Annotated in this window: 17 protein-coding genes; 6 read left to right on the top strand and 11 right to left on the bottom strand. The window is 67.0% G+C overall.

Annotated elements, in window-relative coordinates:
• Positions 1-4: 4 nt before the first annotated feature.
• The 3 genes from ACT9TC_RS11575 to ACT9TC_RS11565 form a co-directional block, all read right to left on the bottom strand.
• A complete protein-coding gene (locus tag ACT9TC_RS11575) occupies positions 5-1,165 on the bottom strand; it encodes a cystathionine gamma-synthase (RefSeq protein ID WP_458040641.1) in 1,161 nt (386 codons plus the stop codon).
• Complete coding sequence (locus tag ACT9TC_RS11570) at positions 1,162-2,196, bottom strand: pyridoxal-phosphate dependent enzyme (protein WP_458040640.1); 1,035 nt, start codon at positions 2,194-2,196, stop codon at positions 1,162-1,164. Before ACT9TC_RS11570 ends, ACT9TC_RS11575 begins: the two co-directional genes overlap by 4 nt.
• Before the next feature lie 319 nt (positions 2,197-2,515).
• Positions 2,516-3,787, bottom strand: a complete 1,272-nt coding sequence (locus tag ACT9TC_RS11565) for a DUF222 domain-containing protein (RefSeq protein WP_458040639.1) — start codon at positions 3,785-3,787, stop codon at positions 2,516-2,518.
• A 182-nt stretch (positions 3,788-3,969) separates the two neighbouring features.
• Here ACT9TC_RS11565 and ACT9TC_RS11560 point away from each other — a divergent pair, with 182 nt between their 5' ends.
• Positions 3,970-4,995, top strand: a complete 1,026-nt coding sequence (locus ACT9TC_RS11560; RefSeq protein WP_458040638.1) for an NADPH:quinone reductase — start codon at positions 3,970-3,972, stop codon at positions 4,993-4,995.
• A gap of 9 nt (positions 4,996-5,004) precedes the next feature.
• Here the strand turns inward: ACT9TC_RS11560 and ACT9TC_RS11555 are convergent, their stop codons facing one another.
• Together ACT9TC_RS11555 and ACT9TC_RS11550 are read right to left on the bottom strand one after the other, a co-directional pair.
• Complete coding sequence (locus ACT9TC_RS11555) at positions 5,005-6,081, bottom strand: DNA glycosylase AlkZ-like family protein (protein WP_458040637.1); 1,077 nt, start codon at positions 6,079-6,081, stop codon at positions 5,005-5,007.
• A gap of 31 nt (positions 6,082-6,112) precedes the next feature.
• On the bottom strand, positions 6,113-6,949 hold the full coding sequence (locus ACT9TC_RS11550; protein ID WP_458040636.1) for a helix-turn-helix transcriptional regulator: 837 nt from the start codon (positions 6,947-6,949) through the stop codon (positions 6,113-6,115).
• Between the two features lie 183 nt (positions 6,950-7,132).
• On the opposite strand from ACT9TC_RS11550, the gene ACT9TC_RS11545 reads away from it, so the two are divergent.
• Both ACT9TC_RS11545 and ACT9TC_RS11540 read left to right on the top strand, forming a co-directional pair.
• On the top strand, positions 7,133-8,077 hold the full coding sequence (locus ACT9TC_RS11545) for an SDR family oxidoreductase (protein WP_458040635.1): 945 nt from the start codon (positions 7,133-7,135) through the stop codon (positions 8,075-8,077).
• Positions 8,078-8,105: 28 nt separating this feature from the next.
• Positions 8,106-8,537: a VanZ family protein gene (locus tag ACT9TC_RS11540; RefSeq protein ID WP_458040634.1), complete on the top strand. Its 432-nt coding sequence runs from the start codon at positions 8,106-8,108 to the stop codon at positions 8,535-8,537.
• On the opposite strand, the gene ACT9TC_RS11535 is transcribed toward ACT9TC_RS11540, so the two are convergent.
• Positions 8,512-9,624: an NAD(P)-dependent alcohol dehydrogenase gene (locus tag ACT9TC_RS11535; RefSeq protein ID WP_458040633.1), complete on the bottom strand. Its 1,113-nt coding sequence runs from the start codon at positions 9,622-9,624 to the stop codon at positions 8,512-8,514. The two genes, ACT9TC_RS11540 and ACT9TC_RS11535, sit on opposite strands and share 26 nt — an antisense overlap.
• A 314-nt stretch (positions 9,625-9,938) precedes the next feature.
• Between ACT9TC_RS11535 and ACT9TC_RS11530 the strand changes: the two genes are divergently transcribed.
• A complete protein-coding gene (locus tag ACT9TC_RS11530; RefSeq protein WP_458040632.1) occupies positions 9,939-10,958 on the top strand; it encodes a TerC family protein in 1,020 nt (339 codons plus the stop codon).
• Here the strand turns inward: ACT9TC_RS11530 and ACT9TC_RS11525 are convergent.
• The gene (locus tag ACT9TC_RS11525) at positions 10,947-11,339 is read right to left on the bottom strand and encodes an ester cyclase (RefSeq protein ID WP_458040631.1); all 393 of its coding nucleotides are present in this window, start codon (positions 11,337-11,339) and stop codon (positions 10,947-10,949) included. The two genes, ACT9TC_RS11530 and ACT9TC_RS11525, sit on opposite strands and share 12 nt — an antisense overlap.
• A gap of 336 nt (positions 11,340-11,675) precedes the next feature.
• Here ACT9TC_RS11525 and ACT9TC_RS11520 point away from each other — a divergent pair, with 336 nt between their 5' ends.
• Together ACT9TC_RS11520 and ACT9TC_RS11515 are read left to right on the top strand one after the other, a co-directional pair.
• On the top strand, positions 11,676-12,860 hold the full coding sequence (locus tag ACT9TC_RS11520) for an RtcB family protein (protein WP_458040630.1): 1,185 nt from the start codon (positions 11,676-11,678) through the stop codon (positions 12,858-12,860).
• 137 nt (positions 12,861-12,997) lie between these two features.
• Entirely contained in the window at positions 12,998-13,759 is a 762-nt protein-coding gene (locus ACT9TC_RS11515; protein ID WP_458040629.1) for a ParA family protein, read from the top strand.
• 33 nt (positions 13,760-13,792) lie between these two features.
• Here the strand turns inward: ACT9TC_RS11515 and ACT9TC_RS11510 are convergent, their stop codons facing one another.
• The 4 genes from ACT9TC_RS11510 to ACT9TC_RS11495 all read right to left on the bottom strand — a co-directional run bounded on the left by ACT9TC_RS11510 (position 13,793) and on the right by ACT9TC_RS11495 (position 15,600).
• Positions 13,793-13,999, bottom strand: a complete 207-nt coding sequence (locus ACT9TC_RS11510; protein WP_458040628.1) for a three-helix bundle dimerization domain-containing protein — start codon at positions 13,997-13,999, stop codon at positions 13,793-13,795.
• A 104-nt stretch (positions 14,000-14,103) separates the two neighbouring features.
• Positions 14,104-14,790 carry a GntR family transcriptional regulator gene (locus tag ACT9TC_RS11505; RefSeq protein WP_458040627.1) on the bottom strand — a complete coding sequence of 229 codons (687 nt, stop codon included), beginning with the start codon at positions 14,788-14,790 and terminating at the stop codon, positions 14,104-14,106.
• Positions 14,791-14,893: 103 nt separating this feature from the next.
• A complete protein-coding gene (locus ACT9TC_RS11500; protein ID WP_458040626.1) occupies positions 14,894-15,373 on the bottom strand; it encodes a BLUF domain-containing protein in 480 nt (159 codons plus the stop codon).
• Positions 15,370-15,600, bottom strand: coding sequence for a hypothetical protein (locus ACT9TC_RS11495; protein WP_458040625.1), 231 nt, complete (start codon positions 15,598-15,600; stop codon positions 15,370-15,372). The genes ACT9TC_RS11500 and ACT9TC_RS11495 overlap by 4 nt, the downstream gene beginning before the upstream one ends.
• Positions 15,601-15,978 lie beyond the last annotated feature (378 nt).

Genomic DNA, 15,978 nt, shown 5'->3' with positions numbered 1-15,978 from the left:
CCGCTCAGCCCGCCGCCGCGAGTGCCTGCTCAAGGTCCGCGAGAAGATCGTCGCGGCTCTCGATACCGACCGAGAGCCGGACGATCTCTTCCGGGACGGCCAGTTCGGTGCCGCGAACGGATGCGTGGGTCATCGCGTCGGGGTAATTGAGCAGGGACTCGACTCCGCCGAGCGACTCGGCCAGCGTGAACAGGCGCGTGGATTCGGCGAAACGGCGGGCCGTGGCGGCATCCGGCAGCGCGAGGGAGACGATGCCGCCGAACGCGGACATCTGCCGCCCGGCGAGCTCGTGCCCGGGGTGGGATTCGAGCCCTGGGTAGTAGACGTGAGCGACGCCGGGGTGGGCATCGAGGAAGCGTGCGACGGCGTCACCGTTCTCGCTGTGCCGCTGCATCCGAACACCGAGGGTCTTGATTCCCCGGGTCGTGAGCCAGGCATCGAGCGGACCGGACACCGCACCGGCCGCGAACTGCAGGAAGCGCGCCTGCTCGGCGAGAGCGTCGTCGTTCATGACGAGCGCGCCACCCACGACATCCGAGTGGCCGCCGAGGTACTTCGTTGTGGAGTGCACGACCACGTCGGCACCGAGCGAGAGTGGCCGCTGCAGCGCGGGCGACGCGAACGTGTTGTCGACCACGACGACCGCGCCAGCGGCGTGTCCGAGGCGTGCGAGGCCGGCGATGTCGGTGATGCGCAGGAGTGGGTTGCTGGGGGTCTCTACCCACACCATCCGCGCGGGGCGTTCTTCGAGGGCGGCGGCGACCTGATCGAGGTCGCTCATGTCGACGACCCGCAGACCCACGCCCCACGGTGCGAGCACGCGGGCGATCAGGCGGTAGGTGCCGCCGTAGACGTCGTTGCCGAGAAGCACCTCGTCGCCGGGCTTCAGAACCGAGCGCAGCAGGGCGTCTTCTGCGGCGAGTCCGGACGCAAACGACAGACCGTGCCGTCCGCCCTCGATCGCGGCGAGCTGGGTCTCGAGCGCGGTGCGGGTGGGGTTGCCGCTGCGGCCGTACTCGTACCCGCCGCGGAGGCCGCCGATGCCGTCCTGTGCATAGGTGGTCGAGAAGTGCACGGGCGGGATGACGGCGCCCGTGGTGGGATCGAACTCTTGGCCGGCGTGGATGGCGAGGCTGTCGAAGCCCGCGAACTCGGACGTGCTCATCGGATGCCTCCTGCGGCATTGTCTGCGGTTTTCGTTTCGGATGTTGCGGATGCTTCGGGGCGATCGACAGGTGGCTCGACCGTGAAGCCGTTGTCGGTCATCCAGCCGTCGTCGAAGATCTTGCCGAGGTAGCCCCGGCCGTGATCGGGGAGCAGCACGACGACGACGTCGTCGGGTCCGAGTTCGCGGGCGGTGCGGAGTGCGCCGACGACCGCCATCCCGCTCGATCCGCCGACGAGCAGTCCTTCTTCCCGGGCAAGACGGCGGGTCATCGCGAACGATTCCGCGTCCGAGACGCGTTGCCATTCGTGCACGACGGAGGGGTCGAACGTTTCGGGCCAGAAATCTTCGCCCACGCCCTCGACCTTGTAACCGTGGACGTCGGAACTGGAGTAGATGGAGCCGATCGGGTCGACGCCGACGATCCGGGTCGTGCCGTCCGAGACCTCACGGAGGTAGCGGCCTGTGCCGGTGATCGTGCCGCCGGTGCCGACGCCCGCGACGAAGTGGGTGACGCGTCCGTCGGTGGCACTCCAGATCTCGGGTCCGGTCGTTTCGTAGTGTGCGCGGGGGCCGTTCTGGTTCGCGAACTGATTCGGTTTGAATGCGCCCGGGATCTCGCGGGCGAGGCGGTCGGAGACGCTGTAGTACGAGCGGGGGTCCTCCGGCGGAACACTCGTGTCGGTGACGACGACCTCGGCCCCGTAGGCCTCGAGGACGGCGACCTTGGGGCCTGCGAACTTGTCGGGAACGACGAAGATCATGCGGTAGCCGCGTTGCTGCGCGACGAGGGCCAGCCCGACGCCCGTATTGCCACTCGTGGGTTCGACGATCGTGCCGCCGGGGCCGATCAATCCGTCACGCTCGGCGGCATCGAGGATGTTGGCCGCGATGCGGTCTTTGGATGAGCCGCCGGGGTTGAAGTACTCGATCTTCGCCAGAACCGTGGCGGCGATGCCGTCGGTGACGTGATTCAGGCGAACGAGGGGTGTGTTTCCGATGAGGTCGGTGACGCTCTGCGCGTATCGCACGGGATGTGTCCAAGCTGCGGGGCCGCGATGTTGTCGCGGGGTGTTGTCAGGGGTCGTCGAGGCGAGTGCGAAGCACTCAGCGGCAACAACGACAGGACAGCACGCGGATAGTTTACATAGGCGAGCTGCGGGATGCCTAGGCGGGTCTGCACAGCGGGGCACTTCGACAAGCGCAGCGACCGTCGGCTCAGCGGCCCTGAGGTGCCGACGATCCCTGAGCCCGTCGAAGGGAGCAGCAGAGCCGCGCACGCCGGGCGGGCAGGGCGCAGCGGGTCACTTCGACAAGCTCAGTGGCCGGGGGCTCAGCGACCGCGGTGTCTCAGAACGGGGGTGGATCCGTGTTCGGGGTGAAGACGACCAACGCGGGCGGGGGTTTGTCGATGTAGACGTGGCCGCCCGGTGAGGTCCATTCCAGGATTCCGCCGCCGAGTTGTCGGACCGTCCACGCGGTCTCGCCCTTCAGGGTGTGGTGTCGTTTGCACAAGCAGGCCAGGTTGCAGCAGGCGGTTTCGCCGCCGAGCGCGTAGTCGAGGGTGTGGTCCCGGTCGCACCGGTGGGCGGGTTGTCGGCATCCGGGGAATCGGCAGTGCTGATCCCTCGCCCGCAGGAACCGTTTCATATCCGCGGACGGTGTGTAGCGGTCCACGGCGAGCACGCACCCGGTGATCGGGTCAGCCAGAACGCGATCCCATCCGGTCGCGTGTCCCGCGAGTTGCCGGGCCGTGGCCGGGTCGATCGGGCATCGGCCCACCAGTTCGGCGGGCTCGTCGGTCACGCCGGCCAGCGCCAGCGCGGGCACCGTGACGTTCACGATCCCGCGGATCGCCCCGAGACCCCCGAACCCGTCCGAGAACCCGGAACCCGTTTCAACGTTGGGGGTCGTTGTCAGCATCATGTCCGCGACGAGGTCCGCACGAATCTGATCGATCGTCCGCACATCCGTGGGGTCGGCGTTCTTGATCGCCTGGGCCTGCTGCGTGATCCGGTCGTGCATCGCATGCGCGAGCACAGCGGGCTGGATGGTGCTGAACTCCGCCATCCCATCCCCGATGTCCCGCACACACGCACCCCGCGACGCACGCGCCTCTTCGTGCCGTTCCGCGAGCGGTCGCGGCTGCAGCGACTCCGCAAGCCGCGCGAGGGATGACCCCAGCCGTCCCGGTGTGGTTTCTTCGGCACGCATCAGCGCTTCAGTCTCGAACAGGGCGCGTGCGTCCGAGTCGGTGATCGGGAGGCCGTGTTCCATGATCACCGCAACGTGCCCGGTACTCACCCGTCCCTCATCCCACGCCCGGAACGTTGCGGGAAACTTCTCGGTGAGGGTTGCGGCATCGCTCATCCGGCGCTGCACGGTCCGGTCAGACATTCTGGCCGCCGCACCCAACTCCGCCGCCAACGCACGCATCGGCAGTTCCGCCTCACGCGACGACGGTGAGTCGAGTTCGGCGACCCGCCGCATCCCGACCGCGGCTGCGCGTGCGAACACGCGAGCTTCTGCCGCCTGCGCTCGCGCGACCACTTCCCGTGCTTCATCGATGTCGAGCGCGAGTTCACGGAACTCGGCATCGAACCCACGAACTATCGAATGCATGTTCTAAACTCTACGGATCACCACCGACACCCACGCCCCGAAAAGCCCCCCAAATCACGCCGAATCCGAACCGAAAAGATGAGACTTCTCACATCTCCGCACGACCGCCGCCTACCCGAGCCGAACACGCCGCAAGAGCTCCCGACGGGAATGCCCGACGGCGCAGGCCGGTTGCCCACACCATGCGCGCCATCGTCTACTTCCAGACCGGAACGTCCGACGTCCTCCACGAGGTCGACACTCAGACCCCCGAGCCCGGCGAGGGCGAGGTTCGGGTTCGTGTGATCGTTTCGGGCGTCAATCCGACGGACTGGAAGAGCCGCGCGGGCGGGGCGCCGGTCCCGACGCGCTTCCCGGATCAGGTGCCCAACCAGGACGGCGCCGGCATCGTCGACGCCGTCGGCCCGGGTGTGGAGCAGCTCTCGCCCGGCGACCGGGTCTGGGTTTTTCTCGCAGCATTCGAGCGCCCCACCGGCACGGCTCAGGAGTACGCGGTCCTGCCCGCTCATCTCGTCGCGCCCCTTCCCGAAGGCGTCTCGTTCGACGTCGGCGCATCGCTGGGCGTGCCCGCCCTGACGGCGCATCGCGCGCTCACCGTGCACGACGGAGGGCCGTCGCGGCTCGCCCCCGGTGCACTCGCGGGCCGGACCGTGCTCGTCGCGGGCGGGGCGGGTGCCGTGGGGCACGCCGCCATTCAGCTCGCCCGCTGGGCCGGCGCTACCGTCATCACGACCGTCTCTTCCGACGCCAAGGCGGAGCTCGCCTTCGCGGCCGGGGCGCACACCGTCGTGAACTATCGCGAGCAGGACGCAGCCGCCGAGATCCGCGCCGCTGCCCCAGACGGAGTGGACATCGTCGTGGAGGTCTCCCCCGCGCGGAACGCAGAGCTGAACGCCGCGGTCCTGGCGAACCACGGCTCTGTCGCCGTCTACGCGACCGACGGTGGAGCCAAGATGAAGCTCGACATCCGCACGCACTTCGCGCTCAACATCCGGTACCAGTTTCTGCTGCTGTACACGATGGGGGCGGACGCGATCGCGGCGGCCGTCGAGGATGTCACGGCCGCGCTCCGCGACGGAGCACTCCCCGTCGGACACGAAGCCGGGTTGCCGATCACGCGGTTCGCTCTGGAGCAGACCGCCACAGCGCACGACGCGGTCGAGGCTGGACTCGTCGGCAAGGCGCTCATCGACGTAGCAACGAGCTGACCCGCCCGATCACCGTCCGGCGAGCGCGACCCCCAGCCATTCCGCAAGGTCGCGAATCTCGGCCTCGACCATCTCGCGCTCGTCGCCGTCGAAGGGCACGACTTCGTGCACGGCATGCACGACGAGCGTCTCCCTCTTCTTGTCGAGTTCGGCATCCAAGAGCCCCACGACCCGGTCGCCAACGAGAATCGGATGCGCGAAGTATCCGTACACCCGCTGCGCCTTCGGCTTGAACTGCTCGAGCACGTAGGTGAACTCGAAAAGCTCGGTCAGGCGCGGCCGGTCGAAGAGCATCCGGTCGTACGGGTTCAGGATCGCGGCGCGGCCACCGGGGTCGTCGTCGAGGGCGGCGATCGCCTCGGGGTCGACGCGCCACTTCCAGCTGCCGCCCTCGACTTCGGCGGGTTCGCCCACAGTTCCCACGGGTATCCAGGGCGAGTTCTGCTTCGCGATGCCGGCAGCCTGCAAACGCCGCCGCTGCAATATCACCTCCGCCTCGACCGGCTCGAACGTCGGCAGGTCGGCCGGGTAGACCCGCTCGGAAAGATCCCACAGGCGCTGCCGGCCAGCCCGCCCGGCGATCGCGACCTCGCCGACCCTCGCCAGGACCTCGAGCATCCGTGGCACTTCGTTCGGGCCGTACCAACCGCTCGAGCGGTCGCGTTGGACGACGCTCGTGTCGGTGAACTCGGATGCCGCGAGCGGGCCTCCGGCGCGCAACCGAGCAAGGATGCCTAGGCGAAAGGCGTCGTTCGCCTCGAGGTAGTCGACCTTCGCCTGTCGGCGCGGCCCGTGGCGCATGATCGACAGTGTCGGGGCGAGCAGGCTTCCTGCCCAGAAGCATCCGTCGTTCTCGAATAGCAGTCGGTCGGTCTCGACGGCTTTGCGGAGTTGGCCCGGTTCGTGGCCCCAGCCGATCCGGCTCCACGGTGCGGTCTGCTCGGCGGGGGCGATCGTGGCGGTGGGGTCGATCTTGATCGCGCCGATCTGCTCGGCGACCTCGACCACATCGCCCGGCCGACGGGCATCGAGCAACTGCGCGCGCACGGCGATACGGCGCGCCTCGTCGAGTGTCAGCCGATGCATGGGCCGAGGTTAGCGGGACGCCGGCCCCCTGTCAGAGCGATTGCGCTCCGATGACCGAGAGCAGGTTCAGCTTCTCGTAGCTCTCACTACCCGGCACAGCCGTGTAGACCATCAGCGAGTGCGCCTGCCCGGGATCGATCAGCCGCTGGCAATGCAGTTCGAGGGCGCCGACTTCCGCATGCACGAAGTGCTTCACCTCGTGCGGCCTCACCCCCACCTCGTGCTGTGCCCAGAGCCGACGAAACTCGTCGCTGCGTTCGAGCAGCATCTCGGCGAGCTCCGCGGCGCGGGAATCGGGCCCCCGGAGGGCGGTGATCTCGCGCAGACCCGATGCGTACATGCGGCTGAGGAACGTGTGCTCCTCGGGGGCGAAGAAGTCGCGCGACGCGAGGTCGGTGAACCACCGATATCCCAGACTCCGCTCCGGTCCCGTGAGACCGGACTTGTCGCCCATCAGCGCGACGCCCAGCCTGCTCTGCCGGAGCGTCTCGCCGAGTTCCGTGACGATCTCGGCGGGTGTGTCGTCCAGACGATCCAGGATGCGGAGCATTCCCGGGCTGATGTGGTCTCGGCTTGCGCCACGTGCGCGAGGGGTGTGCCCCGCGAGATGGAACAGGTGGTCGCGCTCCTCGAGCGAGAGATGCAGTCCCTGGGCGATGGCGGCCAACATCTGCTCGGATGGCTGCGGCCCGCGCTCGCGCTCGAGGCGCGAGTAGTAGTCGGTCGACATGTGACTGAGTGCCGCCACCTCCTCGCGCCGCAGACCGGCGGTCCTGCGCCGAGCACCTCGCGTCAGCCCCACGTCCTCGGGTTGAAGCGCCTGCCGGCGCGCCCGGAGAAACTCGGCCAGTCCCCTGCGGTCGATCACGGTCGTCCTTCGGTCCGATGGGTTGGGTTCATGTCTACCGCGCACACCCGACCGGAGCCACGGTCCGACGATCCCCCCTTCACATCGGGGGATCGTCGGGTCCTGGCTACGCGGGATGGCGCGGGCGAACGTGGAGGCACACGACATCGAACGACGACATCGGATTCCCTCGAGGAGCACAGCATGGCACGCACGAAGATCGACATCACCCTCCCGTCCCTCACCGACAAGCGAGCCCTGATCACGGGAGCCAGCGACGGCATGGGCCTGATCATGGCGCAGCGGCTGGCGGCGGCCGGCGCCGAGGTGATCATCCCGGTTCGCAATCGCCACAAAGGCGAGAATGCGCTTGCCACGATTCGCGCCACGGTGCCCACCGCACGGGTGTCGCTGCGCGATCTCGACCTGTCGTCGCTCGAGTCCGTGGCGGCCCTCGGTGAGACGCTTCGCGCCGAGGGCGAACCGATCCACCTGCTCATCAACAACGCCGGGGTCATGACCCCGCCGACCCGTCAGACGACGGTCGACGGTTTCGAGCTCCAGTTCGGAACCAACCATCTCGGCCACTTCGCGCTGGTCGGGCACCTGCTTCCGCTACTCCGGGCCGGTCGGGCGCGCGTGACCTCGCAGATCAGCATCGCGGCGCGTTCGAACGGCATCAACTGGGACGACCTCAACTGGACGCAGAATTACTCGGGCGGGAAGGCCTACAGCCAGTCCAAGATCGCGTTCGGCCTGTTCGGGCTCGAACTCGACCGCCGCAGCAAGGAACTGGGCTGGGGCATCACGAGCAATCTCGCGCACCCCGGCGTCGCACCGACGAGCCTGCTCGCGGCGCGTCCCGAGCTCGGCCGAGACGGAGACACGTCATCGATTCGCGTCATCCGCTGGCTTTCGGCGCGCGGCATCCTGGCCGGCACGGTCGAATCGGCGGGCTTGCCCGCTCTGCTCGCCGCCACCGGACCCGACTCGAAGGGCGGCCGGCTCTTCGGGCCGAACGGGGTGGGTCAGATCGGAGGACCGCCCGCCGAGCAGGGACTCTTCAGCCCGCTTCGAAGCGCCGACGACGCCCAGCGTGTCTGGGAATTCTCCGAAGAACTCACGAAAGTCTCCCTGCCGATTGCCTGAACGCGACCCGTCCGGGGAGGCTATCCCCGTGACCCCGAAAGAACTCCCCGGACGCCCGGCACGCGCCGTCATCGCTACGCTCGGCCTGCTCTATCTGTGCGCGGTGCTCTGGGTGACGCTCCGCCCCCTCCCCTGGGCGACCGAGGGCAACCAGGAGCCCTACGGCATCCTGAACCCGCGCGCCTGGATCGGGTCGTCGACCTGGCTGAGTGGCTCACCGCTCGAGGTCGCGGCCAATGTCGCGATGTTCCTGCCGCTCGGGCTCGTGGCGGGACTTCTGTTCCGGGGCGCCGCCCGTGTGATCATTCCTGTGGCCGTGACCGTCGCGATCGAGCTGGCGCAGATCCCGCTGGGCGACCGCATCTCGCACCCGCGCGACCTCGTCGCGAATGCGTCGGGCGCCGTGCTCGGCCTGATGATCGCCGTGCTGGTGGTCAGCCGAAGGTCAGCACGGGCTTGACGACCTCGCCCGACTCGCTGTCGGTGAACGCCTGGTCGATCTCGGCGAACGGGTACGACCGAACCAGCTTGTCGAAAGGGAACTCCCCCGCCAGATACAGCTCGATCATCTCGGGGATGAAGAGCTGAGGGATCACACCGCCCTCGACGACGGAGGTGATTCGGATGGCCCGGGCCACGGCCTGCGACAGGTTCACTTTCGACTCCGCTTCGGGGTTCGCCGCGGCGAGGAAGATGGCGTGCCCTCGGTGTCCGAGCGACTGCAGCATCCCTTCCACGACCGCCGCGTTCCCGGTCGTGTCGATCGCGTAGTCGACGCCGGACCCGCTGATCGAGGCGAGCTCTTCGACCGTGTCGGCCTCTCGCGCATTCACCGTGTGCGTTGCGCCCAGCTCGAGGGCGAGCTCGAGGCGCTCGGGAACGACATCGACCGCGACGATCGTCCGCACGCGCGCGACTCGAGCCGCCAGGATGGCCGACATGCCCACGGCACCGGTGCCAAAGACGACGAGGGTGCTGTCCATCCGCGGCTGGAGGACCTTCAGAACAGTGCCCGCACCGGTCTGGACCCCGCACCCGAGTGGCGCAAGCACCTCGAGAGGGACGTCCCCCCGAACCTTGACGACGCTGCGCGTCGGCACGTTCGCGTAGGTGGCGAATGCCGACTGACCGAAGAAGTGGGAGTTGACCTGCCCGCCCTCGTCATCGGCAAGCGAGGTCGATCCATCCGGTCGTCCGCCCGCGAAGTTCTGCTCGTACGAGTTCGCACAGAATGACGGGTTTCCGCTGAGGCAATCGACGCATGTGCCGCAGCTGGCGACCGTCAAGACGACATGGTCGCCGACCTCGAGGTGCGTCACGCCGTCGCCCACGCTCTCGATGACACCGGCTCCCTCGTGGCCGAGGACTATCGGGAACGTGGTCGGGATCCATCCGTCCCGAACGGCCATGTCGGTGTGGCACACGCCGGTGGCGACCATCCGAACCTGGACCTCGCCCGCGCGGGGCGCGTCGAGCGTCAACTGAGCCATCTCGAATTCGCCCTCGAGCGCGGGCATGACTGCTGCGGTGATCGTGGTGGAACTCATGGAGGATCCTCTCGTCAAGGCGACTCGTACGCCGCCGCGATCTGGTCGTCGATTGGGTTTCCAGTGTGTGCGGATGTGTCGCCGATGCCCGCCCCCTTCCGTTATCCGCTCACACGCTGTAAGGGGGTCGGCGCATCCAGCGTTCGCTCAGGAAGTCGGGGGTAGCGCCTCCTAGGCTGGACGCACCAAGGGGAGTACCCCGACACGGTCGGCTCGTCACTACGGATGCTTACAGCATCCCGGGTCGCCGGTCCTCGATCAGAGGATGGGGAAGACCTTGGCGTCGATTCGCTCACGCCACGGTTGGGAACCCCTTGAACATCACGCCGCTCATCTGGATCATCACGATCGCCGTCACGATCGCGTTCTTCGTCTACGAGTTCTTCGCGCACGTCCGCAAACCGCACGAGCCTTCCATCGGCGAATCCGCGCGGTGGTCGGCGTTCTACATCGGCCTCGCGCTGCTGTTCGGCGTCGGCATCGGAGTCGTGTCGGGCTGGACCTACGGCGGCGAGTACTTCGCCGGCTACCTGACCGAGAAGGCTTTGTCGATCGACAACCTTTTCGTGTTCCTGATCGTCATGACCGGCTTCGCCGTTCCGAAGATCTACCAGCAGAAGGTGCTGATGATCGGCATTGTGATCGCCCTGATCCTGCGTGGAATCTTCATCGCGGTCGGTGCGACGCTGATCGAGAACTTCTCGTGGATCTTCTACCTCTTCGGCGCCCTCTTGCTGTTCCTTGCCTACCGGCAGGCGTTCGCCCACGGCGACTCGAACCCGGCCGACGGCAAGTTCATGCGCTTCGTGCGCCGCCACCTCCCCGTGACGGACGAGTACCACGGCGACAAGCTGACCGTGCGGAAGGGCGGCCGACGCTGGGTCACGCCGATGTTCCTCACGATCATCGCGATCGGATTCGTCGACCTCATCTTCGCCGTCGACTCGATCCCTGCCATCTACGGGCTGACGAACGAGGCCTATATCGTCTTCACCGCCAACGCGTTCGCCCTGATGGGACTCCGCCAGCTGTTCTTCCTGATCGGCGGGCTGCTCGAGCGCCTGGTCTACCTGGCGCAGGGGCTAGCGGTGATCCTCGCCTTCATCGGTGTCAAGCTCGTGCTGCACGCCATGCACGTCAACGAGTTGCCCTTCATCAACGGCGGCGAGCCCATGCTGTGGGCACCCGAGATCCCGATCTGGTTCTCACTGCTCTTCATCGCGGCGACGATCGCCGTGGCGACGATCGCGAGCCTCATCAAGACGCGGAACGACGCCCGGCCCGTTGCCGAGCAGATGGAGGAGCAGCTGCCGGAGAAGGGTTCAGCTCTGTAGCTGACTCAGCAGCTCGACATGATCGGCGGTGCCCGTGAATTCGGTGATCCGTCCGTTCACGACGCGGTACATCCCGAACTCGGCGACATTCACGTGGCGCCGAGTCGGGGTGATCCCGCGAAACTCAGCGACATGGGTGCCACCCGCTCGCAGGTGCGCGGCAAGACGATCGTCTTCGACGACGAGTTGGATGCGTCGCCACCGCCAGTCGGGAAACGCCCGGAACAGATCCGCCAGGTCTTCGACCCAGGCATCCGCTCCGCTCGGCAGGTGCGCCCGGCGAACCGAAGGGTCAAGAAACGAGCGGATAGTGGCGAGGTCGTGCCGGTTGTAGGCGTCGAGGAAGTCGGCGTACCACTCGCGCATCTGCCACGGTTCCATCTGTCCATTCTCGCGTTCCCGCGACGAGGTCCGTGCTTGACCCGAAGCCGCAGCCTGGCTAGCGTTGCAAGGCTGTGCCGACGGCACGGCACTCAAAGGCAGGCCGAGGGGACGACGCGATGAACCCGCTGCGGGAGCTTCGCAATACGACGGTGCTGGTTCTGAAGAACCAGTTCCGCTACGAGTCGTGCCCTCCGGCGCCGGCCGTGTAGAAGCATCCGCTTTTCTCACGCCCCGCACCGCACAGGTTCGGGGCGTTTTCCTTTTCCGCGAGGCGGGGACGGATCGTCCGAATCACCTGGGCGGCCCGCCACCCCAACAAGAAGGAAAGGAATCATGGAAAGGCTCACGAACCGCCTGCTGTCGTGGGCGAGCCTGATCGACGAGAAGACCATCGACCAGGCCCGCACATCGTCGCGCATGCCGTTCATCTACCCACATCTGGCCCTCATGCCCGATGCACACCTCGGGCTCGGCGCGACGGTGGGATCGGTGATCCCGACACTCGGGGCCATCATGCCCGCGGCGGTCGGCGTCGATATCGGCTGCGGCATGATCGCGGTCAAGACCGCGTTCACCCGCTCGGATCTGTCCGGACGCGACCTCGTAGAGCTCCGCGAGCAGATCGAGCGCGCCATCCCGCTGTCTGCCGGCCGCGACAACCGCAAGATCGTCGCGACAGCAGAACCACGGGTTGCCGAGTTGGAAGACCTCGCCACGCAGGCCGGGTTCGATCCCGCCGCGTACGCGGGGCACTGGCGCAACCAGCTCGGGTCGCTCGGCAGCGGCAACCACTTCATCGAGATCTCGGTCGACGAGACCGACGCGGTGTGGATGTTCCTGCACTCCGGGTCACGGGGCGTCGGCAACAAGATCGCCCAGCACCACATCAAGGTCGCGCAGCGGCTCGCGAAGCAGTGGTGGATCGAGCTGCCGCACCCCGACCTGGCCTACCTGGTCGAGGGCACGCCGGAGTTCACGCGGTACATCAGCGAACTGCGGTGGGCTCAGCAATTCGCACTGCTGAACCGCGAAGAGATGATGGACCGCGTCGCGAACCAGCTCGGCCGCTTCCTCGGCACGGGCGTTGACGGCTCGGGTGTCGAGGAGCTCGAGCGGATCAACTGCCACCACAACTTCACCGAGTCCGAGATGCACTTCGGCAAGCGGGTGTGGGTCTCGCGAAAAGGAGCCATCATGGCGGATGCCGGTCGCCCCGGGCTGACTCCCGGGTCGATGGGCACGGCGTCGTACGTCGTGGAGGGCAAGGGCAACCCGCTCTCGCTCAACTCGTCTCCGCACGGTGCCGGGCGGGAGCACTCGCGCACGTCGGCCCGCAAGACGTTCACGCACGAGCAGCTGCGTGAGGCGATGGTGGGCATCGAATACCGGGACACCGATGCCTTTCTCGACGAGATTCCGCAGGCCTACAAGCCGATCGATCAGGTGATGGCGGATGCCGCCGATCTGGTCACGGTGCGGCACACCCTGCGGCAGATCGTCAACGTGAAGGGCGACTGAGCCGCGGCGAATGTCAGAGCAGGGGGTCGGGTGGCATCCGATCCCCTGCCCTCAGCGGAGTTCGAGAACCCTCCACATCCCGCTCGACGAGTCTCCGATGCCTAGGAGAACGACCCTGACGTCATTACGGTGGGGACATGAAGGTCATCGCCGTGTACAGCACCAAGGGCGGCGTGGGCAAGACGACCGCTGCCGTCAACCTCGCCTGGGAAGCCGCGAAAGAGTTTCGCGTGCTGCTCTGGGATCTCGATCCACAGGGGGCTGCGACCTTCTTGCTGCAGGTCAAACCCAAGGTCAAGGGCGGCGTCGCCGCGCTCGTCGCGGGCGACAGCAAGGTCAGCGGAGCCATCCGGTCCACCGCGTATGACAACCTCGATGTTCTCCCCGGCAACGCGAGCTATCGGGACCTCGATCTCGTCTTCGACAACGCGAAGAAGTCCGAGCAGAGGGTCGCGAAGATCCTCGAGCAGGTCGAGCGCGATTACGACGTCGTCATTCTCGACTGCCCGCCCGGCGCGTCGCTCGTGGCCGAGAACGCGGTGTTCTCGGCGGATGCTGTCGTCGTCCCGCTCGTGCCCTCGCCACTGTCGATGCGATCCCTCGAGCAGGTGGTCGAGTTCGTCGGAGCATCCGTATCGAAGGCCCGCGTCGTCGGATTCCTCTCGATGGTCGATCGGCGCAAGACCCTGCACCGGACGACCGTCGAGCAGCTCCCGCAGGCGCAGAAGGCGGTGACGGATGTGGTCGTCCCCGCGACGGTCCATGTCGAGCGCATGGGCACGGAGCGCGCGCCGATCGGAAGCTACGCACCCCACGCCGAGGCCGCGCAGGCCTACGGCGATCTGTGGAAGCAGATCCGCGCAGTCGTCAAGCCGAAGGCACGGGGCAAGAAAAGCTGAGGGAGCGCCCACAGCACGCGTGATGCGCCGCGGTCACGCCCTGCCGGCGAGCAGCGCCTTGGCTTCTTTCTCGATCAGCACAGGCACGAAGTCACGGACCTTCGCGCCGGAGAACGTCGCACGTGCATACTCGACGGCGTCCGTGACCGACTCGGGCGAAGCCGCCGGAAACTGCTCCCGCAATCGCTGCACGATCTCAGAGATCGCCTTGCTTTCGTCGACAACTTTGCCGTCTGACATCGTGCACTCCTCAGCAGCTTGGTGCGAATCGCCACCCTTTCGCTGACTTTACTCAATTCGCGTGAACCAGCGCCACGACGATCACTGAGCGCGCCATGGAGCGACTACTCGTCGGTGCTCTCACCCCTCCGGCTCTCATGTGCGGGGCTCACATCGGCCGGCAGGCTGTGCCAGATGTCGAGGTTCACCGACTCGGCCCCCTGCACGTCGCCCTCGGCAAGGCGCCCAATGAGCTGCTCGTGCCGCTCGACCGAGGCGCGCCCGTCGCCCGTGAATTGGAGCAACTCAGCGCGGCGGACGAGGGGACCGAATTGTTGGAGGACCGCCTCGAGAGCGCGATTTCTGAGAGCGGCGACGGGGATCATGTGAAGCTCGTCGTCCGCATCCAGGGCCGCCGACAGGTCATCGGCGTCGAGCGCCTGCGCGAAGCGGTGATTTGCGTCACGCATCCGGTCGATGTCGTCGGCGCTCAGCTTTCCCGCGGCCTCGCGCACGGCCAACCCGTGCATCGCGGCAATGACATCCCGGGCGTCACGGACCGCCTGCGGATCGATCGTGCTGACCGTCGTCGAGCGGCCGGGCACCGCAACCACTAGGCCGCTCGCTCCGAGACGCAGCAGAGCCTCGCGCACCGGGGTTCTGCTGACTCCGAGCCACTCCGCGAGATCTCCGTCGCGCAGCTGCTCCCCCGGCTCGAACGTGCCGTCCACGATGGCGTCGCGAAGACGGCGATACACGTCGTCACGAAGGAGGGAACGGTCTACGCCTGAGCGGCCAGCGGGAATCGGCATGCAATACATTGCGCACACGGCGGGGAGTGATGCAAATCTCAGGGCAGTTGCGCAGTCTTGATCAACTGTCCGTTTCGGCTCCGCGGCGCAGAACCCCTCGGCCCTAGGCCGAGACGGTCCGCCGGCGAGCTTGCCGGACCCGGAACCACAGGCTCAGCTCGCGCGTTGCGCGCAGCACGGCATCCGCGTCATTCACTTTCTCGAGGTCATCGAAGGTGCTACGGAATCCTGCCGGGAGCGGCGTGCGCGCCTCATCGACCGGCTCGTACCCCATCGTCCATTCGGTGAACTGTCGGGCTGGAGGTTTGGTGTCGACCAGTACCCGCGCATCCGTGTGACGGGTATCGACCCAGATGCGGGTGAGCAGAGCGCGCACCGCCTTTTCGGGTCCCTCGAGGTACTGGATGAACCGTCCGTTGCGATAGAGCAGCATCCCAGTGATGTCGGCTTGCTCGTTCGCCGCCCGGCTGTGCGCCAGCAAGGCTTCGAGCTCGGATTCGTCGAGGAGCGTCACCGCGAAGCTCGTGTAGACGAGCGAATACAGCTCGCCACCCGCGTCACCCGAGCTCTCTACGGTGTTCACGAGCCGCCCTCGTACGCGCTGGCCACGGCCTCCCGGGCATCAGCCAGGTGCGCGAAAGTACCGATCGGTTGCGTGTGCGTATCGAGGGCGAGAAAGCGTCCGTCGTCTTGCCGGTCGATGCACCCGAGAAAATGTCCGGGACGACTTGCGACATAGAAGCCGTCGTCCACGCGAGCCCACACGACATCGCGGCGTTCTGTTTCGGTCTGCACTGCTTTTCGATCCATCTCTGGCGCAGGAAAGACCCGAGCCTCATTGCTTGTGGATCCCACGCTAGCTGCGCTGGGCATATGGGCGACGGGTATTGCAGACTTACGCCGGAGTCGATAGTGCGAGCCTTGACGCTTTCTCATGGAAGAACGTCGACCCCCGTTTCGATACGTCGCGGGCGTCGAGACCGTGTGAGCGAGTGCGGCGCCTGCTGCTCGGACGCCTACTCCTCCGACGCGTGACCGTAGGGCTTGGGTACATGCACGGGTACGGGCACCTGCAGCGTGGCCGGCAGCGAGATCGCGGCGGGGTCGATGTCGTGCTCCGGTCCGGTCACGGTGCTCCCTGTCGTCGGCAAATGGCGGTGTCGTCTCGCGAGGCCAACCCACTGCCCT

It is taken from the genome of Microbacterium sp. HM-570 (assembly GCF_054165885.1).
The sequence above is the reverse complement of the archived record's forward strand: the minus strand, read 5'-3'. Positions and strand labels throughout refer to the sequence as shown.

Excerpts from the sequence above, each read along its gene's own strand:
- ACT9TC_RS11575 (WP_458040641.1), bottom strand. The coding sequence starts at position 1,165 with ATGAGCACGTCCGAGTTCGCGGGCTTCGACAGCCTCGCCATCCACGCC.
- ACT9TC_RS11565 (WP_458040639.1), bottom strand. The coding sequence starts at position 3,787 with ATGCATTCGATAGTTCGTGGGTTCGATGCCGAGTTCCGTGAACTCGCG.
- ACT9TC_RS11560 (WP_458040638.1), top strand. The coding sequence starts at position 3,970 with ATGCGCGCCATCGTCTACTTCCAGACCGGAACGTCCGACGTCCTCCAC.
- ACT9TC_RS11555 (WP_458040637.1), bottom strand. The coding sequence starts at position 6,081 with ATGCATCGGCTGACACTCGACGAGGCGCGCCGTATCGCCGTGCGCGCG.
- ACT9TC_RS11545 (WP_458040635.1), top strand. The coding sequence starts at position 7,133 with ATGGCACGCACGAAGATCGACATCACCCTCCCGTCCCTCACCGACAAG.
- ACT9TC_RS11535 (WP_458040633.1), bottom strand. The coding sequence starts at position 9,624 with ATGAGTTCCACCACGATCACCGCAGCAGTCATGCCCGCGCTCGAGGGC.
- ACT9TC_RS11525 (WP_458040631.1), bottom strand. The coding sequence starts at position 11,339 with ATGGAACCGTGGCAGATGCGCGAGTGGTACGCCGACTTCCTCGACGCC.
- ACT9TC_RS11520 (WP_458040630.1), top strand. The coding sequence starts at position 11,676 with ATGGAAAGGCTCACGAACCGCCTGCTGTCGTGGGCGAGCCTGATCGAC.
- ACT9TC_RS11515 (WP_458040629.1), top strand. The coding sequence starts at position 12,998 with ATGAAGGTCATCGCCGTGTACAGCACCAAGGGCGGCGTGGGCAAGACG.
- ACT9TC_RS11510 (WP_458040628.1), bottom strand. The coding sequence starts at position 13,999 with ATGTCAGACGGCAAAGTTGTCGACGAAAGCAAGGCGATCTCTGAGATC.
- ACT9TC_RS11505 (WP_458040627.1), bottom strand. The coding sequence starts at position 14,790 with ATGCCGATTCCCGCTGGCCGCTCAGGCGTAGACCGTTCCCTCCTTCGT.
- ACT9TC_RS11495 (WP_458040625.1), bottom strand. The coding sequence starts at position 15,600 with ATGGATCGAAAAGCAGTGCAGACCGAAACAGAACGCCGCGATGTCGTG.